We start from the raw sequence: 24,864 nt of genomic DNA on the forward strand, positions 1-24,864 counted from the left end.
TTAAGCCAGAATCTTGTTTACTAAATTTTGCTTTTTGACTTCATCATCACCAAATAACCATTGCAATACATTATCCTCCCACATGGCATCCTTTTCAGTTTCGTCGATGATATTTCTCTCAATGGCTAAATCCAAAATTTTCCCTGGATATGAAGATTGGGTAGTGCTTTCCATTTCCCCTAATGGATACGGATCGTCCAAGCCAATTAGCACCTGTTTAGCCGTTTGGTTTTTTATCAATAATTGAAGTGAGCCTGTGTCATGCACTAGGGTGTCAAAGAATATGTTTTTATGCCCCACAGCTTTTCTAGGATGTACTTTACCTTCAAATAAATCATGACGACCATCAAACCCTTGAATACGTCGCCCTAAATTAATCTGGGCCAATTGTCCGCCATGAGCAAAACAAATTCGCATATTTGGATATTTCTCATAGTAACCATTTAAGGTTAGGAAGTGGTAAGCATCTGCGCATTGTGCTAACATCCAGATCAAATGAAATCTCCAAGCAGTGTTTTGAAGTTTGATGAATTTCTCTCCATCATAGGGGTGAATTTCAACGGCCAAATTATATTTGTTGGCTAACTCAAAAATAGGTTCGTTTTCCTCATCAAAAATACAACGCCAAGTTCCAATAGTGTCCATATAATGGGTGGGAAGGCATAATAAGTTCATACCTAACTCTTCCACACAACGCTCAATTTCCCAGCAAGCACCACGAACAAATCCTGGGTGTACTACAAATCCACACGTGAATTTGCTAGGGTTTTCGGCTTGAATTCTACCATTAAAATCATTTTGAAACCTAAGGGCCTGCTTCATCTCTTCTAAACGCAGACCGTTCCCATACAACTGCGACAAGTTGAGTACTACCGCATGATCTATTTTGTAGCGCTCCATCCATTCAAGCTTCTCGTTTAAGAAAAAACTCGAATCGGTTACAGGTCTGCTCCAGTCTTTCTGAAGCATGTATTTTCTGTCTTTGTCAACCCAAAAAATACCCTTATCCTTCATAAATTGAGGAATCTCCTCGGGATAGGGCAATAGGTGAGAATGGCCATTAATTCTTAGTTTGCGTTTCATGTTGGTAGTTGGTAGTAATATTAGTCTTCTAGTTGTACTTTTTTAGGTGGTTGCATCACTTGCCCACAATTGGGACAGGTTCGCTTCTCGGGATCGCCATAGTATTTATCAAAAATTTTGGGCATGTCAGTTTCAATGTTGTCCAATGTAAAATCTTCCTCATACAATTTGGTTGTGCAGTTTTCACAAAACCACAACAAGGCATCTTGCACTCCTTTCTCTCTTGGGTATTCTATAACCAAGCCCACGGTGTTAGCACCACGTTGTGGAGAATGTGGAACTTTTGGAGGCAAAAGAAAGATTTCACCTTCCTTTATGTGAATGTCTTTAGGTTGACCTTCGTCAATAACTTTTAAAACAATATCTCCTTCCACTTGGTAGAAAAACTCAGGAGTTTCATTGTAGTGATAATCTTTACGGCTGTTAGGCCCGCCAACTACCATGACAATAAAGTCGCCATCTTTCCAAACCACTTTATTCCCTACAGGAGGTTTTAACAAGTGACGGTTTTCTTCAATCCATTCTTTGAAATTTATAGGAGAAACTAATTGGCTCATATGTTATTTTTTTAGGCGTGCCCCTTGCGGGTCGGGTTTTTCGCGCTACACGGTAGCTAGCTTCAACCCCTCACGCGGGTTTTGGTTAAATTTACAAACTTTTTGTTCGACCACCATCAACAGGAAGGTTAATTCCGTTGATATAACTGGCGCGAGAACTTGCTAAAAACGTGATAGCATCAGCCAATTCCTCGGGTTGGGCAAAACGTTTGGCTGGCACCGCTTGTTTCATGGCCTCGGCAGCTTCATCTTCACTTTTACCTGTTTTTGCCGATTTATTTTTAATGATTTCCGTCAATCGCTCTGTTCCTGTTGCCCCGGGTAGGACATTATTCACCGTGATTCCAAATTGTCCTAACTCATTGGCTAGAGTCTTGCTCCAGTTTGCAACGGCACCACGAATGGTATTGCTCACCCCTAAACCATCCAAAGGTTGTTTTACTGAGGTGGAAATAATGTTTATGATCCTTCCAAAACCAGTTTCTTTCATAAAAGGAACAACTGCTTGCGCCAAAACGTGATTGCATTTTAAATGTTGGGTAAAGGCATTTTCAAATTCTTCAAGTTTAGCACTAAATACTGGGCCTCCGGCAGGACCTCCTGTATTATTTACCAAAATATGGAAGCCATGGTTTTGAGTTATAAAGGTGTTTACCTTTTCTTGAAGTTCTTCAGGGTTTGAAAAATCAGCAACCAAATAACTGTGCTTGTCTGAGTTTGGTAAACCCCTTAACACTTCTTTTAACTTGGTTTCATTTCGAGCCACTAAAGTGACTGTTGCGCCTTCGTTGGCTAGAGAAATAGCAGTTGCTTTTCCTATACCAGCGGTACTTCCACAAACTAGGGCGTATTTATTATTTAGTTCTAGATTCATTTTCTAAGTTAATTTTTTTTGTCAGGTCGAGCGCAGTCGAGACCTTTCTTAGGGTTTGTATTTGGAATGCGTTGCATTTCGGCATTCAGATAATATTTGAATTAAATCAAAGTCACCATTTGACAATGCTAATTTCTTTTTCCTACTCCATGTTTTAATTTTCTTTTCAAAATAGATTGCTTGTTCAATATCATTGAATTCTTGTTGAAAAACTAATTTTAATGGTCTTCTTTTATAAGTGAAGCATTTTGTGTTTAAACCATTTTGATGTTCTTCAAACCTCCTTCCAAGATTATTTGTAACTCCTGTATAAGTTAAATGATCAGAACAAAGTAATATGTAAACATAATAGGTTTCCATTATTTACCTCTCGACTGCGCTCGAGGGGACATACGATTTTAATATTTTATACAAACATTCTTAGGTTCGGTAAAAAATCGTAAGGCATCAAAGCCGCCTTCACGACCTACACCGCTGGCTTTTACTCCACCAAAGGGTGTACGCAAATCACGTAACATCCATGTGTTAACCCATACAATTCCAGCCTGCAATTGTTGGCTCATTCGCATGGTGCGTTTTAGGTCATTAGTCCAAAGGGTCGTGGAGAGACCATATTTTACCTTATTCGCCATTTGTAAAACTTCATCTTCGGTTTCAAAAGGCATGATAGTTACAACTGGGCCAAAAATTTCTTCTTGATTCACACGGCATTCATCCGTTTTAACCTCAATGACGGTAGGCTCGAGATAATAACCATTTTCAAAACCTTCAACAGTTACCTGGTTGCCCCCGCATAGTATGCTTCCGCCTTCTTCTTTGGCAATATCAATGTAGTTTAAAACCTTTTCCAAATGGGGTTTGGAGACTAAGGCGCCAATATTGGTGTATGTTTTTGCCGGATGACCTACTTTCAGGCCTTTAACTTTTGCAACGAAATCGGCTTTAAATTGGTCGTAAATAGTTTTTTCTACAAAAATTCGGCTTCCGCAAAGGCAAATTTGCCCTTGATTAGCAAATGAGGAACGTACCGTTGTGTTAAGCATATCCTCATAATCACAATCTGCAAAAATGATATTGGGGTTTTTTCCGCCCAATTCCAACGATAGCTTTTTAAACATCGGGGCTGCTACTCTTGCAATATGGGCTCCAGTTGCCGTACCTCCCGTAAAGGAAATGGCTTTAATGTCTGGATGTTCAATAATGGCTTGACCTGTTGAGGTTCCCAAACCATGAACAATGTTTAAAACTCCCTTAGGTAAACCTGCTTCATTACAAATTTCTCCCAGTAAAAAAGCTGTCATAGGCGTAACTTCGCTGGGTTTGGCAACAACACAATTACCAGCTGCTAATGCAGGGGCAATTTTCCATGTAAATAAATAAAGCGGTAAATTCCATGGGGAAATGCAGCCGACAACGCCTATAGGTTGTCTTAGGGTATAATTAATAGCTTGTTGACCTACACTTTCATGACTTTCACTGGCAAATTGCGTAATGGCATTTCCGAAAAATCGAAAATTACTTGCGGCTCTGGGAATGTCTACCGACTTGGCCAAACTTATTGGCTTGCCATTGTCCTTACTTTCAGCTTCTGCAAATCGATCTAGATTAGCCTCCAGTAATTCCGATATTTTAATCAAGATACGGCTCCGTTCTTCCAAAGTCGTTTGCGACCAATTAGGAAAAGCAGATTGGGCTGCTAAATAAGAGTTTTCAACATCTTCTTTAGTTGAATTAGGGATTTGGCCATATACTTCTCCATTGGCTGGACAGTAGTTGTCAATCCAATCGTTAGATGATGGATTATGAAAACTTCCGTTTATATAATTTTGGATTTTTTCCACAAAATATTATAGTTGGTTTGATTCCAAAAGTACAAATAAATTAAGGAAGCTACCCCATGAAAATCCCGTGCATATTTTGTATTTTGGTCTAAGTAATTCGTCTTATGAATGTTGAAAACAGTTTCTCGATTATTCTTTTGACCACTTCTGTATTAATGTTTTTTACAGGTTGGTGGCAAACCAAAAAACCACCTAAATACCAGGAGGACTTTAAAATGCTTTCTAAATCCAAGCGAGCCGGAAGAAGTTCGGAGCATTGGTATTTTTCCTTAAGCTATGGAGGAAACCTTTACTTAAAATTTGCAGGCATTCTTTTTGGCTTAGGTATATTGGGATTTTTGTTAAATTTCCAAATGATGGTTGGTTTTATCCTCGCCATCTCCATTGTTGTTATTGGAGTTGCCGTTATAGGGTTGAAAACGGAAAAGGCTTTAGTTAATAAGTTTGGGAAATAGACTCTAGTTTTTTATTATTCTTGTTTCTTATAAGCCGTTACCTTGATCTCTACAACTAAATCAGGATGAGGTAGCTGATGTACTGCTACCGTAGTTCTTGTTGGGCCTGTTTCTTTCTCAAAGAATTCCCCATAAGCTTTGTTGTAACCAGCAAAATCATTCATATTCACCAAAAAAGTGGTTACATCTACGACATCTTTGATGCTAGCTCCAACGGTTTGTAAGTTTCTGTCGATGTTTTTTAAGACCTCACGGGTTTGAACTTCTATATCCAGTTTTTTGGTGTTCATCTCGTCTATCAATTCGACTCCTGCAATGGTGTTGTCTGGTTTCCTAGAACTAGTACCTGAGACAAAAATGAAATCGCCAACTACTTTTACATGCGGATAGGCTCCTCTGGGTGTTACTTTTTTTTCTTCACTCATCGTTTTATGCGTTTTTAGCAATGCGATCTTCTTCTAAAATATGATCGGTTTCTACTTTAACTTTTTCAAAATTGGTTTTTAAATCATCTTCCATATTTAAAGTGCCATCGGCCAGCATGTTTAAAATGGCTTTGTCCTGGGCACGTCCCCTCAACATGGCTTCTTGATATCCTATATCTTCATTAAAAGTCACTAGGGAATATTTTGAAGCGTACTCTGGAAATTCTTTTTCCAAAGCCATTTCCAATTTTCGTTTTTCCCTAAAGTTAGGGTGATTGACATGACCCTTCATTTCATGGAAATTGTCAATGGCTAAATCAGCTATGGCGTCGGTGTCCTTTTTGCGTCGGGATTCATAAATTTTAAAGATGGTTTCCCAATCCTTATGTTCTTCTTCCAATACTTGATCTAAGACCGTTACATCCTCAAAGGAAGCATTCATCCCCTGCCCATAAAAAGGAACAATGGCATGCGCTGCATCACCCATCAACAAGGTGTTTCCTTTGTAATGCCAAGGAGAACATTTCACTGTTCCCAAAGGCGATGTAGGGTTTTCAAAAAAGTCTTCAGCCAAATTAGGCATCAATTCCAAAGCATCTTTAAAATATTTATCAAAGAACTCCAAAACGCTTTCTTTGGTTGTTAGGTTGTTGAAATTGTATTCCCCTTCATCATAACTTAAGAACAATGTGACTGTAAAACTGCCATCCAAATTGGGTAAAGCAATAAGCATAAACGATTCACGTCCCCAAATATGCAAAGCATTTTTAAAGGTTTTAAAATCACCATTCTCGTTGGGTAAAATAGAAAGTTCCTTATAGCCGTGAGAGAGCCAATTTTGAGAAAAGCTAAAAAGGAATTTTTTACTCAAATAGTAACTTTTTCTCATTGCTGATCCAGCACCGTCAGTCGCGAAAATGACATCGGCATCTTCAACAAACTCAGATTGGCTATTATAATCCTTAAAAGTAGCAGTGGTTTTCTCGAAATCGACAGAAAGGCATTTTTTGTTGAAATGGATGGTAACATTATCATGCTTTTCTGCTTCGTCGAGCAATAGAGAATTCAAGCCACCTCTGGAGATGGAATTGATATATTCCTCTTCGCGCCCGCTGTAAGGGGCTAAGATGGTATTCCCTTCCAAATCGTGAAGCATTCTTCCATTCATAGGAATACAAAGTGGCATCACTTTATCCAGAATGCCGACCATGTTCATGGCTTTGATTCCTCGATCTGAAAAGGCTAAATTTATGGATCTTCCGGCACTTATGTCAACTTTGCGCATGTCTGGACGCATTTCCATAACAGTTACGTTATAACCTCGTTGACCAAGTCGCAATGCTAAAAGAGAGCCACAAAGTCCGGCACCAATAATTAGTATGTTTTGTTGTTTATCTTTCATTTTTTTATTTTCAGAGAACATGAATTCGATTTAATGCAATACATTTTTTATTTTCTGAATCTCGTCATAAGTTAATCTCAGACTTCTTAAACTCAATTCTTGAGCATTTTTTATTGGATGATTAAAACTTATGGAATCATTCAAGGGATTAAATTTGATGTTTAGAACACCATCATGTTCAATTTCTGTAACTAATTCATTTTCTATGATTAGAATAATTCTATTTTCGGTAATGATTAAGCAATCTCTTTTTTTGTTCAAAAGGAAACTGAATAGTCCGAACATTTGATAATTCCAAAACCCTACTTCCGACTTTTTGTCAATAAATAAAATATGTTTTTCATTTGAATAGGGTTTCAAAATTATTTCTTTATCCATTTAAAATCGATTTTAGATTTTCCACCATTCTGTAAACATCTTCAAACGAATTGTATAATGGCACTGGGGCACATCTAATTACATCAGGTTCCCGCCAATCGGCAATGACGCCCGATTTGGTAAGTTTATCAAATAGGTTTTTATCAGCATTTTTTACTTGAATGGATAGTTGGCAACCTCTTTCTTTTGGATTCTCAGGAGTAATGATTCTGATAGTGTCTTCACCCAGTTGTTTCAAAAGAAATTCAAAATACCCTGTAAGTTTTTTTGATTTTTCGTTCAAAGCTTCGATGCCTACTTCACCAAAAATATCTAAAGAAGCTTTGATAGCTGCCATAGATAAAATAGGAGGGTTGCTTAATTGCCAACCTTCGGCACCAGGCAACACATCAAATTCATGTCGCATGTTAAAGCGGGTTTGTTTGTTATGACTCCACCATCCTGTAAAGCGATTCAGTGATTTATCATAGGCATGTTTTTCATGCACAAACGCGCCAGCCAAACTTCCTGGGCCAGAATTTAGGTATTTATAGGTACACCAAACTGCAAAATCAGCATCCGATTCATGAAGCTTTAAATTGACATTTCCAGCACCATGGGCACAATCAAAACCAACAATACAACCATGTTTATGTCCCAAATCTGAAATGCGTTTCATATCAAAAAATTGCCCCGTGTAATAGTTTGTATTTCCAATTAATACAAGTGCAATTTCCTCACCATGTTTATCCAAAAGGCCTTCAAGGTCTTCATATCTCAAAAGTTCTTCACCTTCTCTAGGTTTCCATAAGATAAGCCCATCTTTATCGTCATATCCATGATGACGCAATTGGGATTCTACGGCATATTTATCGCTAGGGAAGGCATCACTTTCGATAAGTATTTTATATCGCTTAGTGGTAGGCTTGTAAAACGATACCATCATAAAATGGAGGTTGGCTGTTAAGGTGTTCATGACAACCACCTCAATGGGTTTGGCTCCAACAACCTTGGCCATATTTTCAGTCAGTAATTCATGATAAGGTAACCATGGATTTTTGGCTTCTGTATGCCCTTCTACTCCCAATTGGGCCCAATCATTCAATTCCTGATCAATATATTCTTTGGTGGTTTTTGGTTGAAGCCCTAAAGAGTTACCACATAAATAAACCAGTTCCTTTCCATCTTGATCCGTGGGAATATGGAACTTCTTTCGATAGTCTTTTAGAGGATCATTTTGGTCTTGTTCTTTAGCATAATCAAGACCTAGTTTGTGATTAGTCAATTTGTTTGTGTTTTGATTTCGGTAAAAATAAGAATTCTAATTCAAGCTATGAAGTTTTAGGGGTATCTTAAATTAGGTTTGAAATTTGTATTCATAAAGAAATTACTATAGTTTGGAAACCAGAAATTTGCTTTTATTCTGGTTCTTGGACTAAGGTTTTGAAAGCCAAGAAAGGAAAAAGCGCTTCAACTGATAGTGGAAGCGCTTTTTCGATTTATAGAGACGCGTATTGCGGAATTTTTAAGTTTATTATATTTACGCGTGTATGATGCATTTGGATGATGTAATTCTTTGATTATGGAAGATTTAACAAAATATTTTGAAACTAATAAGAATACCTGGAACAAAAAGGCTGAGGTACATTCTCAAAGTGATATGTATCAATTAAGTGATTTTAAGAAAGGGAAATCTTCATTAAATTCTTATGAACTGGAGGCTTTGGGTGATGTGTCTGGCAAATCATTATTGCATTTGCAATGTCATTTTGGGCAGGATACCTTAAGTTGGAGTAGGTTGGGCGCTAAGTGTATGGGAGTTGATATTAGTGATAAGGCGTTAGAAATCGCAAAGCAACTCAATGATGATTTAAAACTGGATGCAGAGTTTCTCTGTTGCAATGTATTGGATACCTCAAAGTATGTGGCCTCTTTGTTTGATATTATCTTTACGAGTTACGGGGTGATAGGTTGGTTGCCGGATTTAAAACCGTGGGCGATAATGATTGCGGAGCGGTTAAAACCTAGAGGGGTTTTTTATATGGCAGAATTTCATCCTATAGTTTGGATGTTTGACTACTTGGAAAAACCTGCTGTGATAAAGTATGGATACATGCAAAAGGAAGCCATCTATGAGGAGTATGAAGGTACCTACGCTGATACAGATTCTGAAATGATTAGCAAAGAATATGGTTGGAATCATGGCTTTGGTGAAATCATTAGCTCCCTTACAGAGGCTGGTTTGCAGATTGAATATTTAAAAGAGCATTATGAAAGTCCCTATGATGTATTGCCAGATTTGACAGAAACTTCTTCAGGGATGTATGTGGCTAATCATCAATTATATCCATTGATTTTTGAAATAAAGGCATCAAAACCTTTGAAATAGAAATTACTTTTTTAAATGAATTTGTAGTCCTATTTCCTTATTTACGAGTAGTTTAAGCATTAAAATAGCATTCTGACGTCTTTTTTCGATGGTGTATTAAGGTTTGATTATCTTTAATTAGCTGTTAATCAAATTATAATATTTTTCTCTCCAGTTAATTAATAGTGGTTCAAGCCGCAAACCTCCATGGTTTAATAAACTTCTATTAAACCTCTCAAAATTATCATGTCTTTTCATTGTTATGCATCCTAACTAGACTTCCAAGGATTTTCTTGCTTAAAAGTGGTGTTTTATTCCCCGGTCTAATTGACTTGGCCTCATGCTATTAATCAATTAAATCTTAAAACCCATGAAATCACAAATTTTACTTTTAAAGCGCCAAAACTTCCAACATGTTCACTCTGAAAAAAACCTTAATGCTTTAATTAAAAAGACAATCAGATCTTCTAAATTATTTTTTCAATTACTATTTTTTCTTTTTGTATCGATAATGTTTTCACAAGAAGACATCGTTTTTCCTCCTGAAGGAATTTCTTGTACTTCAAAGGATTTAGAACTTGTTGGGGCATCTTTACCTCCTCCAGGTAATGACCCCTGTGCTTGTGATGGAACCAGAACATTAACCCTGAAAATCTATAATAAAACCGGTTCTACCCGAACCTCATTTGCCTTTTGGGGTTACCTCCATAGGTATGATTCTAGCGGTAATGAGCTCCCTGGATCGCCTACACCTATCTTTGCTTGTGGAGGTCCAGTCCTACCCAATCAAGAAACAGAGATAACTACCGCAACAGCCATTACTGTGAGCTGTAATGAATCCTTGGAAATTACTGATTTGACATTAGCATGGACTTCAGCCAGTCCCAACCAAACTTGTGAAGTATTATTTAATAATCCAGATGAGATCAACCCAAAATGTGGAACCTTACCCCAAATTGCGGTAGAAACTGGTGTCAATGGTGTTCTTTCAGTAACTGATGCTACGTGTACAAGTGGAGGATCCATTCAAGTGTCTCCATTCGGTGGTGTCCCGCCGTATTCTGTGCAAATTGATGGGCAAACAGGAATTACAGTCAATTCTGGTGGTTCAACAACTTTTTCCGCTTTGACAGCAGGTTCGCATACCGTAACGATTACAGATTCAAATGCTCCCAGTGGCTGTACTAATTCTTTTAACCGTACTATTAATGCAGCTGTCGTTCCGACTACTCTCGTTCTTACAGGTAGCTCTATATGTAGTTCTAATGCTAATACGGGTGGGATTACCTCTTCGGGGTCAGAGACTGGTGTCAGTTATCAACTTTATGATAGCTCTAATGCCACAGTTCAAAGTGCACAAAATGGAACGGGGTCTGGATTGAGCTGGAGCAACCTTCCCGCTGGTAATGGGTATTATGTAATAGGTACTGGATCATCAACTATTCCTTGTACTTCACAAAGTAACACAGTCAATGTTTCAACAGTTACCAATCCTACTGCCTTGGTTTTGACAGGTAGTTCTATATGTAGTTCGGCACCAAATACAGGGGCAATTACCTCTTCAGGGTCAGAAACAGGAGTTAGTTATCAACTTTATGATAGTTCTAATGCGACCGTTCAAAGTCCCCAAAATGGAACAGGATCTGGATTGACGTGGAGTAATCTTCCATCTGGTAATAATTATTACGTAGTAGGTACAGGAGCATCACCAACTTCCTGTACTTCCCAAAGTAATGCAGTCAATGTCTCAACTGTGACCAATCCAACAGCCTTGGTTTTGACAGGTAGTTCCATATGTAATTCAGCACCAAATACAGGAGTAATTACATCTTCTGGATCAGCAACAGGTGTGAGTTATCAGCTTTATGATAATTCTAATGCCGCTGTTCAAAGCCCACAAAATGGAACCGGATCAGGATTGACATGGAGTAATCTTCCATCAGGCAACGGTTATTATGTGGTAGGTACAGGAGCATCACCAACCTCGTGTACTTCCCAAAGTAATACAGCCAATGTGTCAACAGTAGCCAATCCGATTGCCTTGGTTTTAACAGGTAGTTCTATTTGTAGCTCTAATCCGAATACAGGAGGGATTACCTCTTCAGGGTCAGAAACAGGTGTTAGTTATCAACTTTATGATAGCTCTAATGCAACTGTTCAAAGTCCTCAAAATGGAACTGGATCTGGGTTGAGTTGGAGTAATCTTCCGTCTGGAAATGGATATTATGTAATTGGCACAGGGACAATCCCAACAAGTTGTACTGCACAAAGTAATGGTGTCAATGTTAGTTCGGTGAATAATCCTGGAACGCCGGTGGTAGGTATAAAAACTAATGCGAGCTGTTCGTCGTCATCCATTACCTTGGAAGTTACCTTTCCATTAGGAAATTATGAGTACAATAATAATGACGGTCCTTGGCAAGAAAGTACCGAATTTGTAATTGCAGCTGGAGCTGGGTATAGTATCAAGGCTCGTATAAAAGGAGGTCTCTTATGTGAATCTAATGCTGACACTTGCCAAGGAGAACAGCAAGTGGAGAAGTTAGCTTCTAACGAAATGGAGGTTCCTCAATTGGAAAGTTTGGAGTTGGCTATAAGGGAGCCTTCAATAAAGGCTTACCCAAACCCCTTCAACAATGAGGTTAATTTTAAAGTAGATGTTCCAGATAAAAGTGAAGGAGAATTGGTATTAATGAATTTGTTAGGCCAACGCGTAATGACTGTATTTTCAGGTGAAATAAAAGAGGGTAGTAATCATTATCAGGTCAATTTACCTTCATTAAATTCAAATACATTGATTTACATTTTATCCATTAATGGAGAGCGCTTTACAGGGAAGCTCGTCCAAAACAAAATGTAGTGATATTTTTGATTAGTAGTTTTTTGAATTAGTCTTTAGGGTGCCAGAAAATATCTGGCACCTTTTTTAATGTTCCTTTTTCAATAAAAGGGGGCACGATTGTCTTAATTGCTGCAGTCTTTTGTTTGAGACATTTCTGATGTAGGGGTTTGTGGGGTTTAGTCTTTCAAAATCTTGATGATAATCTTCGGCTACATAAAACTTTTGAAAGGGTACAATTTCAGCAGCTATATTGGAATTTAATTTTTTGCCCCATTCTGCTTTTTTCTTTTCTGCGATTTGTTTTTGCTCGTCATTTTGATAAAATATAATGGATCTGTATTGCGACCCTTTATCAGGACCTTGACCATTGACTTGGGTCGGATCTTGCGAACTAAAATACACCTCGACTAACTCTTCAAAGCTGATAACTTCTGGGTCATAAATGACTTCGATGGCCTCAGCATGTCCTGTTGCCCCGGTGCTTGTGGATTTGTAGCTGGGATTGTCTGTGAATCCGCCAGAATAACCTGAAATGGCTTCATCAACACCTTTAATGCTTTCATAAATAGCCTCGGCGCACCAAAAACATCCACTAGCGAAATAGGCTTTAGCTTTGCCATTTTGAATTGGAACCTCCATAGGTGTGACTTCTAGTAATGCTTGTTTTTTTGAGTTGGATTGAGCTTTGTTTTCACAATTAAATAGGAAAATTGTCATAAAAAGGGCTACAATATGTTTCATGAGATTGATTTTATTAATTGTAGTAGTCGTAAGAAAATGCATATCCTTAATTCTAAATAGTGAAAGTTTTATTAAATAAAAAAGCCTTTACAAATGTAAAGGCCTTCGAAAGTATGTTGTAAATTATATTAAGCTAAGCTCGCAAATAATTTTTCCATTTTCTCTTTTTGCTCATCAGCTAAAGCTGGGTCAACCAAAATTCTACCACTGTGCTCATCTGTAATGATTTTTTTACGTGAAGCAATTTCCATTTGGATTTGTGGTGGAATGGTAAAGAAAGATCCTCCTGAAGCACCTCTTTCAACAGGTACAACGGCTAAACCATTTTTTACATTTTCTCTGATTCTAGTATAAGCTTTAACCAATCTTTCTTCAATGTTTGATTTGTAGTCGTCAGACTTTTCAATCAAGGCCTTTTCTTCTTTCTCAGTTTCAGCTAAAATAGCATCCAATTCACCTTTTTTGTGCTTAAGGTGTTTTTGACGCTCTTTAAGACGGTCTTTAGTTTCAGAAATAACTTCTTTCTTTTGCTCAATTTGAGCTTTGAATTCCTTGATGTGCTTTTCAGCTAATTGAATTTCCAGTTCTTGGAACTCAACTTCTTTGGTTAAGGAATTATATTCTCTGTTATTTCTAACATTTTTTTGTTGCTCACTGTATTTTTTAATCAAAGCTTTTGATTCTTCAATTAAATTTTTCTTGTCAGTAATTTGGTGATCAATCGATTCTAAACTAGACTCAAGTCTTTCTAATCTAGTATTCAAACCAGCAACTTCATCTTCCAAGTCACGAACTTCTAAAGGAAGCTCTCCACGAACATTTCTAATTTCATCAATACGTGAGTCGATGAGTTGTAAATCGTATAAGGCTCTTAAGCGCTCTTCTACAGTTGTTTCTTTCTTTTTTGCCATATATTAAAAATACTTTACTGGATTGGTTTGGGTCGTTGATAAAACGACTGCAAAATTAGTAATTTTTTTTGTAAGATAAGAGGCTAAAAGATTTTTTGTGTATTGTTCACTTTCAAAGTGGCCGATATCGCATAAAATAATTTGATTTTCAGCGGAAAAGAAGTCGTGATATTTCAAATCTGCAGTTAAAAAAACATCTGCTTTTGCAGCCTTAGCAGCTCCTATAGCAAATGCTCCAGATCCTCCTAAAACAGCTACTTTCTTAATTGGTTTGTTGAGAAGGGTTGTATGTCGGATGCATGAAGTTTTCATTTGCTTTTTTAAAAAGGCTAAAAAGGATTCCTCATTCATTGCAGTCTCCAGTTCTCCTGCCATTCCCATACCTATATGTTGGTTCTTGTTTTCTAGTGTGACAATCTCATAGGCTACTTCTTCATAGGAATGGGTTTCAAACAATGTCTTTAAAATGATTCCTTCAAGATGTTTTGCATATGTAACTGAAATTTGTGTTTCTTCCTCATAATGAATGGAACCCCGACTTCCTTTGGTTGGGTTGGATTGATCGTTCCCCTGGAAAGTACCAGTTCCTTCAACATTAAAACTACAGCAGTCATAATTACCAATGGCTCCTGCACCCACAGCGAATAAAGCCTGACGAAGCGTTTCTGCCTCATTTTTGGGAACAAAGGTTGTTAACTTTTTAATTGTGCCAGATTGAGGAATTAAAATTTGGTTGTTTTTTAAACCAAGTTGGTCGCAAATCATAGCGTTCACTCCTTGGAAAGAGTTGTCCAGAGCCGTATGAATCGCATATATGGCAATATCGTGTTTAATGGCTTTTAAAACAGTTCGTTCCACATAGGATTTTCCTGTAATTTTTTTTAAACCTTTAAAAATAATAGGGTGGAAGCTAACAATTAAATTACATTGTTTTTCAATAGCTTCGTCAACCACTTGTTCTAAAGTGTCTAAGGTAACTAAGATCCCTTTCAAAGGGGTGCTTGCCTCACCTACTAGTAAGCCTGTGTTATCAAAATCCTCTGCATAATGGAGAGGGGCAAATATCTCTAGGTGATTTATTACATCTTGTATGGTCATCATGTTTTGAGCCTATTTTCATCAAACCTACAAAATTTTTTCAAGTGCTTGAGGATGGATTTTTTATGAATTGGTTCATTTCAGGTGAATAAAAAATAATACTTTAGTTTCATGAAATTTTTCAGGAAGTTGCTTTATCCATTGAACCCCATTTATTATGTGGTTACTTATTGGCGTAACAAAGCCTTTGATTATGGGTGGTTGAAAAGTAAATCATATAATTTTCCAGTTATTGGAGTTGGGAATTTGAGCGTGGGAGGTACTGGAAAGAGTCCGATGATTGAGTATTTAATCAGGTTACTATCTAAAGAATTTCAAACGGCTACTTTAAGTCGTGGATATAAAAGAAAAACCACCGGGTTCAAATTAGCTGATGCATCAGACTCGGCAGTATCTATTGGTGATGAGCCGTTTCAGTTTTTTTCAAAATTCAAGGATCAAATACAGGTTGCTGTAGATGAAAACAGGCAAAGGGGAATAGAGCATTTAAAATCCCAGAACCCCAGTTTGGAGGTCGTTTTATTGGATGATTCTTTTCAGCATAGAAAGGTGCAGGCTGGTTTTTATATATTGCTTACGGCTTATGATAATATATATACAGATGATTGCATGCTCCCAGCGGGGGATTTAAGGGAGCCTAAAACAGGAGCTAAAAGGGCAGATGTTATTGTGGTCACAAAGTGCCCAAGCAGTTTGAATGAGCTTGAAAAGACACAAATTGCTAAAAGGCTGAAGCCTTTGCCTCATCAGCAGGTATTTTTTAGTCACATCAAATATAGTGATGCTGTTGTTTCAGAAAATCGTTCTCTTCAGCTTAAAGAATTAGAAGATTTTACCTTGGTGACTGGAATAGCCAATCCAAAACCATTGTTGGAATTTTTAAATCTAGAAAACCTGAAGTTTAAACATTCAAATTTTCCAGATCACCACCATTTTTCAGATCAGGAATTAGAAATGATTGCAAAAAGTAAAACTGTTGTTACTACCGAAAAGGATTATATGAGATTGAAAGACTATTCTCAATTAAAGGATAAATTGTTCCACTTGCCCATTGAAATAGTCTTGGACAAACCCAAAGAGTTTAATCAAAAAGTACTGGATTTTGTCAATTCCTTTTAGGATGGTGAGCCTTCACTAATTAGAGCGTGGAATAGTTTTTTCTCAAAGTCTTCCTGCTTGAATGGTTTGGAGATAATATCATTAAATCCTGCTTCGTCAAATTCATGCATTTTATCCTCAAGGGTTACGGCTGTTAAGGCAAATATTGTAATGTCCTTGTTAAACTCTCTAATGAGCTTAGTAGCTTCTAAACCGCTAATTCCTGGCATATGAATGTCCATCAAGATAACATGATAACGGTTGGTTTTAACTTTTTCAACAGCTGCTTCACCATTGTCTACAACTTCACATTGTAACTTCATCTTTGTCAAGATTTTTTTGGTGATCATCTGATTGATTTTGTTGTCTTCAACTACTAAAATCTTGATGTCTTTTAAATCAACATCTCGAACATCTTTGAAATAACTCTTAGTTTCCTCAATGATTTCTTTTTCAGAATATTTCATGGGAATTTCAAAGGTGAAAGTAGATCCTTTTCCTAGTTCACTGTCAAGGTATATTTTACCGTTTAATATCTTAATTAACCCTTTTACTATGGAAAGTCCTAATCCCGTACCTCCATATTTTCTGTTAATTTGAATCGAACCTTGGGCAAAACTTTCAAACAACTGGTCTTGCTTTTCCTTGCTGATACCAATTCCGTTATCCTGAATTTCAAATTTCAGATTATAGATGTCTCCCTTTTGTTCTGTTTTACTTACTTTAATCCAGATGTCACCATCTTTTGTAAACTTAATGGAGTTTCCTATCAGATTAATGAGAATTTGGGAAATTTTAATTTGGTCAGCAACATAATTTTCTGGTAAGCCATTTTCAAACTTAAAATGAAGTTTGGTATTGTTATCTAGAGCAGAGTTGTTCAAAGCCGCGATAACATTGGTTATTTTTTTCTTTAGATTGAAGGGTTCAGGTTCTAATTCTACTTTATTCGCCTCAATTTTGTTGATTTGAAGGATGTCATTGATGAAGGTTAGTAAGTAATCACCAGAAAATTTCAATGATTTTAAATGCTGAATCTGTTCTGGTTTAGGCTCTTCTTCCAATAGCATATTGGTTAAACCGGTTACAGCATATAGAGGTGTACGTAATTCGTGGGTTACTGTGGAAAGGAAGTTGGCTTTCGTTTTAGATGCTAATTCGGCCTTTTCCTTGGCTATAATCAATTCACTATTTTTCTTGTGCAACATGTTGTTGGTTTTTAACCTAATGTTGTTGTTTTTGTACAACGACAAGGTTAAAAGTGAAAGGATTGTAATTAAAGCGATACTTAAAATGGTGGTAAGCTTATTTAGATTATTGGCATCTCGCTCTTCTTCAAGATCTGCAAGTTTTTCTTTTTGGTATTGGGTTTGGTTTTCTATTAATAACTGCATCTTCTTTTCTTCAGAAAGGCTGTTTCGTTTTGCCTTTAAAATGGAGTCTGATAAAGCAATGTGTTTTAATAACAAATCATTGGCCTCTTTGAAATTTCCAACATTATGATTTAATTCGCTTAAAAGCAGGTATCCATGGTTCAATACATCATCAAATTGATGTTCCAGGGCAATTCTTAATCCCTCATTTGCTTCTTGCAAACCGGCTGTCTCATCTTTTAAATGAAAAATCGCATACCCTAAATGTATTTTGCCGCTACTTAATATTTTATAATTTTCATAGCGTTTAGCCATTGAAGTACTTTGGCTTAATAACATCTTAGCTCTTCTATAATCCTTCAGTTTAATGTAGGTTCTTCCTTCATTTAGATTTACTTCAGCTACATATTCATTTAGTCCTTCCTGTTGAAATAAAGTTTTTGAGGATGTATAATAATCTAATGCATCTTGATATTGTTCCATGCTGAAATAGACATTTCCCATGGTCTTGTAAGTTTCGGCAAGATTGGCATCATCTTTTGCGAAACGTTGCTTTTCATTGGCTTTAATAAGGTATTTAATAGCCTCTTCCGGTTCGTCTATTAGATATTGCAGTTTTCCAAGTTTGGAATAGATGATACCTTGGCTCTTTGTGTTATCAATTTTATTAGCAAGCACCAAAGCCTCGTCCAGTGTTTTTTGTGCTTCAAAATACCTGCCGTTTTCAATATCAGATTGTGCTTGATTGACATGATAATTTATCGCATTCTGAATGGTCTCAGGATCATCTTTAACTGAATCCTGAGAAAGCGCTTTAAAGCTTAATAGCAGAAGGAAAGCATATATGTAAATACTGATTCGGGACATCACATTTCGTTGCCAATGTGACAAATATAAATATTTATTCGATAAAAGTTACTTTTTTATCGATAAATTGCAAATTAAATCTAAAACTCGTGAAGAATAGCCCGTTTCATTATCATACCAACCTATAATCTTAACCATATTTCCAATGACTGAGGTCATCTGTGCATCAAAGATACAAGAGTGCTGGTTGCCGACAATATCTATAGATACAATAGGGTCTTCAGTATACTCCAAAATACCTTTTAAACGGTTTTCGGCAGCAGTCTTAAAAGCATTGTTAATTTCTGAAATGGAAGTTTCTCTCTTCACATTAAATGTAATGTCAGTTAAGGAGCCATTTGCTACTGGAACTCGAATACCACATCCTCCTATGACATCGTTTAAATCTGGGAAAATTTTCGTCAAAGCCTTGGCTGCACCAGTAGTAGTTGGCACAATTGACTGTCCAGCGGCTCTGGCTCGCCTTAGGTCTTTATGGGGTTGGTCATGTAAACTTTGGTCTGTTGTATAGGAATGAACCGTTGTAATATAAGCCTGATCTATTCCGCACAAATCTTTGATGATAGAAATCATTGGGGCAGCATTGTTGGTAGTGCAGGAGGCATTTGAGATAATGGGTTCCTGACCATCTAATATTTGATCATTGACTCCCAAAACAATCGTCTTAATGTCATCTTCTAAAGGAGGGACACTTAGAATAACTTGTTTGGCTCCATTTTGAATATGGTATTGTAGGCTTTCTCTATCCTTAAATTTACCGGTAGATTCAATTACGAAATCCAATTTGAAAGCTGACCAATCAATATCTTTAGGGTGGGTATGGTTTAAAATGGAGACTTTTTGATCATCCACGTTTATGAATCCTTCGGAATAGGAAACATGCTGTTTCAAGACACCATGAATACTATCGTATTTTAAAAGATGGCTTAGAGTTTGAACATCTGCCAAATCATTGATGGCTACAACTTCAATATCTGGTCTTTCTAAAGCCAGTCGAAATACACGTCTTCCAATACGACCAAATCCGTTAATACCAATACGGATCATTATTCGATATGCTTTTGTGCTTTATAAGAAGAGCGTACAAGAGCACTACTTTCAACATGTCTAAAGCCAAGATCTAAGCCTATTTCTTCATAAGCCTTAAACTCATCGGGTGTCACAAAGCGTTGAACAGGTAAATGCTTCTTGCTAGGTTGTAAATATTGACCAATGGTCACAACATCTACTTGACTGTCTCTTAAATCATGAAGCGTTTCAATGACTTCTTCCTTTGTTTCTCCAAGTCCAAGCATGATACCAGATTTAGTCCTACGCTGTCCTTGTTCTTTTAAATATTTTAATACTCCCAGGCTTCTGTCATATTTCGCTTGAATTCGAACTTCTCTGGTCAGTCTTCTTACGGTTTCCATATTGTGTGAAACGACTTCAGGGGCTACTTCCACGATACGATCAATATGTCTTTCCATACCTTGAAAATCTGGGATTAGCGTTTCAAGAGTTATTTCGGGGTTCATTCTTCTTACAGCCTTAACAGTCTCAGCCCATAAGATGCTCCCCATATCCTTCAAATCATCTCGATCTACACTGGTTAAAACGGCGTGTTTGATGTTCATGATTTTAATAGATCTTGCAACTTTCTCAGGTTCATCCCAATCCACTGTTTCCGGTCTACCTGTTTTTACACCACAAAAACCACATGATCTCGTACAAATATTACCTAAAATCATGAAAGTGGCAGTTCCTTCTCCCCAACATTCTCCCATATTCGGACAGCTACCCGACGTACAAATAGTATTCAGGCTATATTTATCGACCAAACCTCTTAATTCCGTGTATTTCTTTCCGGTAGGAAGTTTTACTCGTAACCATTTTGGTTTTGGTTGTCGTTCTGTTGGTTTTAAATTTGAAGTTGTTGCGGTATCCATAACATTAAAATCTAAGGCTGCAAAGATACAAAGTATTCATCACATAGGATACTAAACAGTTGTTAAGTACCAAATGCTAAAACTTATTAAAAGTAAGATGCTAATGATGCTGTAGAAGCGCATTCCTTTTTTAGGTCTTAATTCTTTGGGTGTATGTTTGCTTGTAATTAAGATGAAATTAACAACAGCATAAAACGGGGCTGTTAAAAAGGAGAGAATTGTGGCTATTTTTACTAACATAGCCATTTCGGATAGGAAAAAAACAAAAATAATTAAGGTACCTATTGCCAATCCTACCATCCAATAAAAATAGCCTTTATTATAATTTTTGTTAAAAAGGAGTTCTACCGATTTGGACATGGCTCTAGGAGAAGCGTCCAAAGTAGTTAAGGTTGTGCTAAACATGGTGGTAAAAGCAGCTAAAGCAATTATTAAATAGGTCCAATTGCCAAGAGTTTGGGTATAAAGAGTAATGAGTTGGTTGGCAAACGAGGAAGCTTGTGGACTGAATGTTTCGCCGCTATGGTTCATGACAAGGGCTCCCAAAGCTAAAAAGCAACAGCCTACTAATATGGTACTCATAAAGCCAATATTGAAATCGAATAAAGTTGACTTTTGGGATAATTCGGGATTCAATTTTTTCTTTTCTAGAGTCCATAAAGATTGCCAAATGGATACATCCAATGGAGCTGGCATCCAACCCATAAAAGCAATTAAAAAAGAAATGGCTAAAGTGTCTGATGGAATTATTTGTTCAAATGATAAAGGTTGATCCGTGTTTGGGATGGCTATAATCACGGCAATAATTGTGCTTAAAGTGAGGGTGATGACGATCACTTTCATTAAATGGTCCAAAAAGGAGTACTTGCCATTTAATAGAATAAAAAAGCAAATGCCTAAAACAATAAATGCCCACCATTCAATAGGTAAATTAAACCCGAAGAGGTTGGATGCCAATCCAGCGGTAACGATTGTAACTGCTGTTTGGATGGTAAACATTGTTGCCAGATTCAGTAGGAAATAAATCCATAGAATGGGTTTTCCTAGCTTATGATAGCCATCCAGTAGACTCTCCCCAGTGGCTGAGGTGTATTTTGGTCCAAATTGAAAAAATGGATATTTTATGATATTGATGAAGAAAAGTGCCCAAAGCAATCCAAATCCAAAATCGGCTCCTGCTCTAGTAGATTGTACTAAGTGCGATACCCCAATGGCGGCTCCAGCAAACATTAAGCCAGGGCCTAGTTTTTTTAACCGCGATTTCATTTTGTTTTAATGATTTCGGCAAGCAGTTTTTTGGCTCTTAAAAGTTTTACCTTGACATTGTTCATGGGCTCTTTTAGCTCATCTGATATTTCTTGATAGCTTAGCTCTTGGAAATATCTAAGGTTGATGATTTCTTGATAATGGGGCTTGAGCTTTTTGATGTCTTTAAGCAATTTAGCCAAGTTTTGTTCTATGATCAACTGGTCTTCGGCAGAAGGCGATTCATCTAGAATTTGATTCAGGGAATCTTCATCCTGATTAGAAATAGTTTGGGAAATTTTATTTTTTTCTTTCCGCACCATATCAATATGAATGTTCTTTGAGATGGTAATGATCCAAGTTTGAAACGAATAGGATTCGTCAAAAGTAGCTATTTTATCAAATGCTTTTGAAAATGCTTGTATGGTAATGTCTTCGGCTTCATTTTCATTACCGGTGCGTTTTATTTGGTAACCATAAACATAATCCCAAAAGGAATCCAATAAAAATTTAAATGCTTTTTGATCATTTTCCTTGGCTTTTTTTATGGCTTCTTTTATTTCCAATGCTTGGGCGGGGATATGAGGTTAGTTATAAAGATAATTAATTGGAAAAAGATGAGAAAACATTCCAGAACGGGAATTATTGGAACAAGGTCTTTTTCCATTAATTTTTTTGAAGCTTTTCCCAATGCAACCCATTGAATAAGAAATCGAAACGAAATTAATCCGACAACCCAAGGCCATTGAAATAAAAATATCAAAAGGATAATGGAAAGCATCCAAAACAGTAATTGGGTACTGTAAAATAGGCCCAAAAGAAACTTATGCTTCGATTTATAAAGTTTCGCAGTTGAAATATGTCTTCTCTTTTGATGAATCCATGCCTTGAAAGAGGTTTTAGGTTGTGAGACCGTGAAGCTTTCTTCAGAAGTACAAATAGTGGTGTTTTTCCCGTTGGCCACCTCATTTATAAAAAGATCATCATCTCCGGATCTTACTTTGATATGGTTGATAAAGCCATTGGCCTTAAAAAATACAGTTTTGGTATAAGCTAGATTGCGACCAACACCCATGTAAGGATTACCCCAAGAAGCATAAGAAAAGTATTGAACAGCCGTTAAAAGCGTTTCGAACCGAATTAATTTATTTAAAAAAGAATTTTTAATCTTGGCATAGCTACCATAACCCAAAACAATGGATTTTGACTCTGAAAATTGTTTACTCATTTTAGAAATCCAATGCTTGGAAACCGGTTTGCAATCGGCGTCGGTAAATAAAAGGTGTTCGTATTCTGCTGCCTTGATACCTAGGGTTAGAGCATATTTTTTATTGGCCCAAAAGGTTTCGTTGTTCCTCACATTAACAATTTTGATATTTGAAAATTGTTCTTGAAATGATTCCATGATTTCTAGTGTATCGTCACGTGAGGCGTCATTGATCAAAATAACTTGAAACTTAGGGTACTCTTGATTTAAAATAGAGGGGAGAAATGATTTTAAGTTCTCAGCTTCATTTTTCGCACAAACAATAACTGAAACAGGTAAGTTAGGAGAGGCACCTATTTGCCTCCTTTTATCTTTACCAGATGGGAGTAACTTTAAAAAAAATAGATAATAGATTACTTGAATACCTACTACTCCAGAAAAAAAGTAGAAAACCCAATCAAGCCAGGTCATCAAATATTAAGAATGTTGAGGTTCGTTACAGTTTTGAAATTGGTCTGGAGTTTTTCCACAAAATCCGCATGCCTCACCATCTTTATTCAACATCGGATTTTGACTTGCACAAGTTCCTGCAAATTTTCCATCTTTTTTGGCCCAGATTTTAATTGCAATACCAGCAAATCCCAAACCTAATAATATTAAAGTAACTAAAAGAAGCTTCATAATTTTTCTTTTTGCAAAGTTAGGAATTTTAAGTTCAAAACATAAAAAGCGGGTTCCAATATTTTGAAACCCGCTTTCTTTTCTCAGTAGTGTTATTTTTAGTTATTGGTTGCTCTTATTTTTTAATAAAATTTCAGCAACACTATTTTCTTTTGTAGCCGTTTCATGCTCATTCCCTTTAGATTCAATAGTAATACTGTATCCAAGAGCATTTTCGGTATAAGGGATTTCTTTCAGCTGCCTATCGGTTTCAGTTAAGATTCCCAGGTCTACCATTTTATCTTGCAATTGAGCCCAAATTTTATACTCTTGGTCTTCAGGTAATTTAGGTAATGAAACCACATCAATCATAGAAGTTCTTTCTTTGGGATTAATATAAGCCACAGTCTTTAAGTTCTTGGCGCGTTGGTTCCCATTAATGATGTATTTTTCAGTTTCCGGATTGTTCAATTGCTTGAACTGCTTCATAATCTTGTCAATGTCTCCCCTAAGATCAAAAATTTCATCAACAATTACTTGGCTTTCATGCTTTTGAAGGCTTAAGTTATTTTTTAAGTCTAGATTTTGGGTGTATAGAAAATAAGAGGTTCCTGCAAAAATAAGTGTAGCAATACTAGCTGCTATACTTAGGTGGTACCACTTTTTTGTCTTTTTTCTAGAATTTAAATTAATAACCGGAGTTTCCTTTTCAAAAGTGTCTTCTTCATTAAGTTCATCAAGGATGTTGTCCAAGATCGCTTGAGGCGCTTCAACAGCATTGCTTTTGGCTACGATTTCCAAATTGTGTTGCAAGGTGTTGTATGCATTCTCAACTTCAGGGTACTTGGCGATGTAATTTTCCACCATCAAGCTTTCCTGCAATGTTGTTTCGTCCATCAGATATTTTTCCAACAGACCAGAATGTAAGAAAGTATTTATTTTATCATTCATGACTTTTTTATTTTGGATCGTAAATCTTTTTTAGTTCACGAAGTCCAATTTTTAATCTTGACTTAATTGTTCCAAGAGGAATATCCAATTCCTCACTTGCTTCCTGCTGCGTCATGCCTTCAAAAAATAAGGCATTCAATACAATCTGATATTTCTCATCCAAAGTTTTTAAATGCTCTTTGATATCTAGAACATCCTGATTGATACTTTCGGAAGTCAATTTATATACGTTTGAAATGTCGATTTGGATTTCCTTACTATCCTTATTTGTTTGTGACCTAACTTTGTCAATAGCAGTATTATACGCTATGCGATACAGCCATGTAAAGAGTTTGGCTTTGGAAGGGTCATAAGTCTTGGCTTTTTTCCAAACTTTAATGAATGTTTCCTGCAATGCATCTTGGGCAAGGTCATCATCTGATAGAACTTTTTTTATAACACCAAAAAGCGCATCTGCATAGTTTTCATAAAGCAAGGATATGGCTTGTTTGTTGCCTCGTTCCAACAAGTCAACTATTCTTTGTTCAATGGGTGAAATCAAGCTATTATTTGTTAAAGTGTTTTATAAGTTCAATCAAAGC

At 36.7% G+C, this 24,864-nt stretch carries 25 protein-coding genes; 4 read left to right on the forward strand and 21 right to left on the reverse strand.

The genetic code is table 11. The features are described from left to right. The 5 genes from ZA07_RS09395 to ZA07_RS09415 form a co-directional block, all read right to left on the reverse strand. Window positions 1-1,083 carry an amidohydrolase family protein gene (locus ZA07_RS09395; protein ID WP_053971434.1) on the reverse strand — a complete coding sequence of 361 codons (1,083 nt, stop codon included), beginning with the start codon at window positions 1,081-1,083 and terminating at the stop codon, window positions 1-3. Window positions 1,084-1,103: 20 nt separating this feature from the next. Next, window positions 1,104-1,640 carry a 3-hydroxyanthranilate 3,4-dioxygenase gene (locus tag ZA07_RS09400; RefSeq protein ID WP_053971435.1) on the reverse strand — a complete coding sequence of 179 codons (537 nt, stop codon included), beginning with the start codon at window positions 1,638-1,640 and terminating at the stop codon, window positions 1,104-1,106. A 91-nt stretch (window positions 1,641-1,731) separates the two neighbouring features. Next, window positions 1,732-2,514, reverse strand: a complete 783-nt coding sequence (locus ZA07_RS09405) for an SDR family oxidoreductase (RefSeq protein ID WP_053971436.1) — start codon at window positions 2,512-2,514, stop codon at window positions 1,732-1,734. Between the two features lie 48 nt (window positions 2,515-2,562). Further along, on the reverse strand, window positions 2,563-2,874 hold the full coding sequence (locus ZA07_RS09410; RefSeq protein ID WP_053971437.1) for a GIY-YIG nuclease family protein: 312 nt from the start codon (window positions 2,872-2,874) through the stop codon (window positions 2,563-2,565). 38 nt (window positions 2,875-2,912) lie between these two features. Next, a complete protein-coding gene (locus ZA07_RS09415) occupies window positions 2,913-4,355 on the reverse strand; it encodes an aldehyde dehydrogenase (protein ID WP_053971438.1) in 1,443 nt (480 codons plus the stop codon). A 104-nt stretch (window positions 4,356-4,459) separates the two neighbouring features. Here ZA07_RS09415 and ZA07_RS09420 point away from each other — a divergent pair, with 104 nt between their 5' ends. Then, a complete protein-coding gene (locus tag ZA07_RS09420) occupies window positions 4,460-4,810 on the forward strand; it encodes a hypothetical protein (protein WP_053971439.1) in 351 nt (116 codons plus the stop codon). A 14-nt stretch (window positions 4,811-4,824) separates the two neighbouring features. On the opposite strand, the gene ZA07_RS09425 is transcribed toward ZA07_RS09420, so the two are convergent. From ZA07_RS09425 to kynU, 4 genes are read right to left on the reverse strand one after another with little or no spacing between them, the layout of a single operon-like run. After that, window positions 4,825-5,235, reverse strand: a complete 411-nt coding sequence (locus tag ZA07_RS09425; protein WP_053971440.1) for a RidA family protein — start codon at window positions 5,233-5,235, stop codon at window positions 4,825-4,827. A gap of 4 nt (window positions 5,236-5,239) precedes the next feature. Next, the gene (locus tag ZA07_RS09430; protein WP_053972113.1) at window positions 5,240-6,637 is read right to left on the reverse strand and encodes an NAD(P)/FAD-dependent oxidoreductase; all 1,398 of its coding nucleotides are present in this window, start codon (window positions 6,635-6,637) and stop codon (window positions 5,240-5,242) included. Between the two features lie 30 nt (window positions 6,638-6,667). Continuing rightward, window positions 6,668-7,015: a hypothetical protein gene (locus ZA07_RS09435; RefSeq protein WP_053971441.1), complete on the reverse strand. Its 348-nt coding sequence runs from the start codon at window positions 7,013-7,015 to the stop codon at window positions 6,668-6,670. Further along, window positions 7,008-8,279 (reverse strand): kynureninase, encoded by a 1,272-nt coding sequence (kynU, locus tag ZA07_RS09440; protein WP_053971442.1) that lies wholly within the window; start codon window positions 8,277-8,279, stop codon window positions 7,008-7,010. Before kynU ends, ZA07_RS09435 begins: the two co-directional genes overlap by 8 nt. A 297-nt stretch (window positions 8,280-8,576) precedes the next feature. Here kynU and ZA07_RS09445 point away from each other — a divergent pair, with 297 nt between their 5' ends. Together ZA07_RS09445 and ZA07_RS09450 are read left to right on the forward strand one after the other, a co-directional pair. Beyond that, entirely contained in the window at window positions 8,577-9,383 is an 807-nt protein-coding gene (locus ZA07_RS09445) for a bifunctional 2-polyprenyl-6-hydroxyphenol methylase/3-demethylubiquinol 3-O-methyltransferase UbiG (RefSeq protein WP_053971443.1), read from the forward strand. A gap of 349 nt (window positions 9,384-9,732) precedes the next feature. After that, window positions 9,733-12,222, forward strand: coding sequence for a T9SS type A sorting domain-containing protein (locus ZA07_RS09450; RefSeq protein ID WP_157492108.1), 2,490 nt, complete (start codon window positions 9,733-9,735; stop codon window positions 12,220-12,222). 66 nt (window positions 12,223-12,288) lie between these two features. Here ZA07_RS09450 and msrA read toward each other — a convergent pair whose 3' ends face one another. The 3 genes from msrA to ZA07_RS09465 form a co-directional block, all read right to left on the reverse strand. Beyond that, window positions 12,289-12,945: a peptide-methionine (S)-S-oxide reductase MsrA gene (gene msrA, locus ZA07_RS09455; RefSeq protein ID WP_053971445.1), complete on the reverse strand. Its 657-nt coding sequence runs from the start codon at window positions 12,943-12,945 to the stop codon at window positions 12,289-12,291. A gap of 128 nt (window positions 12,946-13,073) precedes the next feature. Further along, complete coding sequence (locus ZA07_RS09460) at window positions 13,074-13,856, reverse strand: zinc ribbon domain-containing protein (RefSeq protein ID WP_053971446.1); 783 nt, start codon at window positions 13,854-13,856, stop codon at window positions 13,074-13,076. Between the two features lie 3 nt (window positions 13,857-13,859). Next, window positions 13,860-14,954 (reverse strand): Nif3-like dinuclear metal center hexameric protein, encoded by a 1,095-nt coding sequence (locus ZA07_RS09465; protein ID WP_053971447.1) that lies wholly within the window; start codon window positions 14,952-14,954, stop codon window positions 13,860-13,862. Between the two features lie 111 nt (window positions 14,955-15,065). Between ZA07_RS09465 and lpxK the strand changes: the two genes are divergently transcribed. Then, window positions 15,066-16,073 (forward strand): tetraacyldisaccharide 4'-kinase, encoded by a 1,008-nt coding sequence (lpxK, locus tag ZA07_RS09470; RefSeq protein ID WP_053971448.1) that lies wholly within the window; start codon window positions 15,066-15,068, stop codon window positions 16,071-16,073. On the opposite strand, the gene ZA07_RS09475 is transcribed toward lpxK, so the two are convergent. From ZA07_RS09475 to ZA07_RS09515, 9 genes are all read right to left on the reverse strand, one after another. Further along, entirely contained in the window at window positions 16,070-18,316 is a 2,247-nt protein-coding gene (locus ZA07_RS09475; RefSeq protein ID WP_231628665.1) for an ATP-binding protein, read from the reverse strand. The two genes, lpxK and ZA07_RS09475, sit on opposite strands and share 4 nt — an antisense overlap. Before the next feature lie 24 nt (window positions 18,317-18,340). Beyond that, window positions 18,341-19,339 (reverse strand): type I glyceraldehyde-3-phosphate dehydrogenase, encoded by a 999-nt coding sequence (gene gap, locus ZA07_RS09480; RefSeq protein ID WP_053971450.1) that lies wholly within the window; start codon window positions 19,337-19,339, stop codon window positions 18,341-18,343. Beyond that, the gene (gene lipA, locus ZA07_RS09485) at window positions 19,339-20,220 is read right to left on the reverse strand and encodes a lipoyl synthase (RefSeq protein WP_053971451.1); all 882 of its coding nucleotides are present in this window, start codon (window positions 20,218-20,220) and stop codon (window positions 19,339-19,341) included. The genes gap and lipA overlap by 1 nt, the downstream gene beginning before the upstream one ends. Window positions 20,221-20,271: 51 nt before the next feature. Continuing rightward, window positions 20,272-21,486: an Nramp family divalent metal transporter gene (locus ZA07_RS09490; RefSeq protein WP_053971452.1), complete on the reverse strand. Its 1,215-nt coding sequence runs from the start codon at window positions 21,484-21,486 to the stop codon at window positions 20,272-20,274. Further along, complete coding sequence (locus tag ZA07_RS09495; RefSeq protein WP_053971453.1) at window positions 21,483-22,031, reverse strand: RNA polymerase sigma factor; 549 nt, start codon at window positions 22,029-22,031, stop codon at window positions 21,483-21,485. The genes ZA07_RS09490 and ZA07_RS09495 overlap by 4 nt, the downstream gene beginning before the upstream one ends. Further along, the gene (locus tag ZA07_RS09500; RefSeq protein ID WP_053971454.1) at window positions 22,022-23,143 is read right to left on the reverse strand and encodes a glycosyltransferase; all 1,122 of its coding nucleotides are present in this window, start codon (window positions 23,141-23,143) and stop codon (window positions 22,022-22,024) included. The genes ZA07_RS09495 and ZA07_RS09500 overlap by 10 nt, the downstream gene beginning before the upstream one ends. A gap of 6 nt (window positions 23,144-23,149) precedes the next feature. After that, entirely contained in the window at window positions 23,150-23,353 is a 204-nt protein-coding gene (locus ZA07_RS09505; protein WP_053971455.1) for a hypothetical protein, read from the reverse strand. A 102-nt stretch (window positions 23,354-23,455) separates the two neighbouring features. After that, complete coding sequence (locus ZA07_RS09510) at window positions 23,456-24,283, reverse strand: anti-sigma factor domain-containing protein (protein WP_053971456.1); 828 nt, start codon at window positions 24,281-24,283, stop codon at window positions 23,456-23,458. Window positions 24,284-24,290: 7 nt separating this feature from the next. After that, window positions 24,291-24,824: an RNA polymerase sigma factor gene (locus ZA07_RS09515; protein ID WP_053971457.1), complete on the reverse strand. Its 534-nt coding sequence runs from the start codon at window positions 24,822-24,824 to the stop codon at window positions 24,291-24,293. Window positions 24,825-24,864: the final 40 nt, after the last annotated feature.

Origin of the sequence: Mangrovimonas sp. ST2L15 (genome assembly GCF_001280515.1) — a bacterium.
GTDB lineage: Bacteria > Bacteroidota > Bacteroidia > Flavobacteriales > Flavobacteriaceae > Mangrovimonas > Mangrovimonas futianensis.

Bases quoted from the DNA above. Each gene is read 5' to 3' on its own strand.
- ZA07_RS09395 (WP_053971434.1), bottom strand. From the start codon at position 1,083: ATGAAACGCAAACTAAGAATTAATGGCCATTCTCACCTATTGCCCTAT.
- ZA07_RS09400 (WP_053971435.1), bottom strand. From the start codon at position 1,640: ATGAGCCAATTAGTTTCTCCTATAAATTTCAAAGAATGGATTGAAGAA.
- ZA07_RS09405 (WP_053971436.1), bottom strand. From the start codon at position 2,514: ATGAATCTAGAACTAAATAATAAATACGCCCTAGTTTGTGGAAGTACC.
- ZA07_RS09410 (WP_053971437.1), bottom strand. From the start codon at position 2,874: ATGGAAACCTATTATGTTTACATATTACTTTGTTCTGATCATTTAACT.
- ZA07_RS09420 (WP_053971439.1), top strand. From the start codon at position 4,460: ATGAATGTTGAAAACAGTTTCTCGATTATTCTTTTGACCACTTCTGTA.
- ZA07_RS09425 (WP_053971440.1), bottom strand. From the start codon at position 5,235: ATGAGTGAAGAAAAAAAAGTAACACCCAGAGGAGCCTATCCGCATGTA.
- ZA07_RS09430 (WP_053972113.1), bottom strand. From the start codon at position 6,637: ATGAAAGATAAACAACAAAACATACTAATTATTGGTGCCGGACTTTGT.
- ZA07_RS09435 (WP_053971441.1), bottom strand. From the start codon at position 7,015: ATGGATAAAGAAATAATTTTGAAACCCTATTCAAATGAAAAACATATT.
- ZA07_RS09445 (WP_053971443.1), top strand. From the start codon at position 8,577: ATGGAAGATTTAACAAAATATTTTGAAACTAATAAGAATACCTGGAAC.
- ZA07_RS09450 (WP_157492108.1), top strand. From the start codon at position 9,733: ATGAAATCACAAATTTTACTTTTAAAGCGCCAAAACTTCCAACATGTT.
- msrA (WP_053971445.1), bottom strand. From the start codon at position 12,945: ATGAAACATATTGTAGCCCTTTTTATGACAATTTTCCTATTTAATTGT.
- ZA07_RS09460 (WP_053971446.1), bottom strand. From the start codon at position 13,856: ATGGCAAAAAAGAAAGAAACAACTGTAGAAGAGCGCTTAAGAGCCTTA.
- ZA07_RS09465 (WP_053971447.1), bottom strand. From the start codon at position 14,954: ATGACCATACAAGATGTAATAAATCACCTAGAGATATTTGCCCCTCTC.
- lpxK (WP_053971448.1), top strand. From the start codon at position 15,066: ATGAAATTTTTCAGGAAGTTGCTTTATCCATTGAACCCCATTTATTAT.
- gap (WP_053971450.1), bottom strand. From the start codon at position 19,339: ATGATCCGTATTGGTATTAACGGATTTGGTCGTATTGGAAGACGTGTA.
- lipA (WP_053971451.1), bottom strand. From the start codon at position 20,220: ATGGATACCGCAACAACTTCAAATTTAAAACCAACAGAACGACAACCA.
- ZA07_RS09490 (WP_053971452.1), bottom strand. From the start codon at position 21,486: ATGAAATCGCGGTTAAAAAAACTAGGCCCTGGCTTAATGTTTGCTGGA.
- ZA07_RS09500 (WP_053971454.1), bottom strand. From the start codon at position 23,143: ATGACCTGGCTTGATTGGGTTTTCTACTTTTTTTCTGGAGTAGTAGGT.
- ZA07_RS09505 (WP_053971455.1), bottom strand. From the start codon at position 23,353: ATGAAGCTTCTTTTAGTTACTTTAATATTATTAGGTTTGGGATTTGCT.
- ZA07_RS09510 (WP_053971456.1), bottom strand. From the start codon at position 24,283: ATGAATGATAAAATAAATACTTTCTTACATTCTGGTCTGTTGGAAAAA.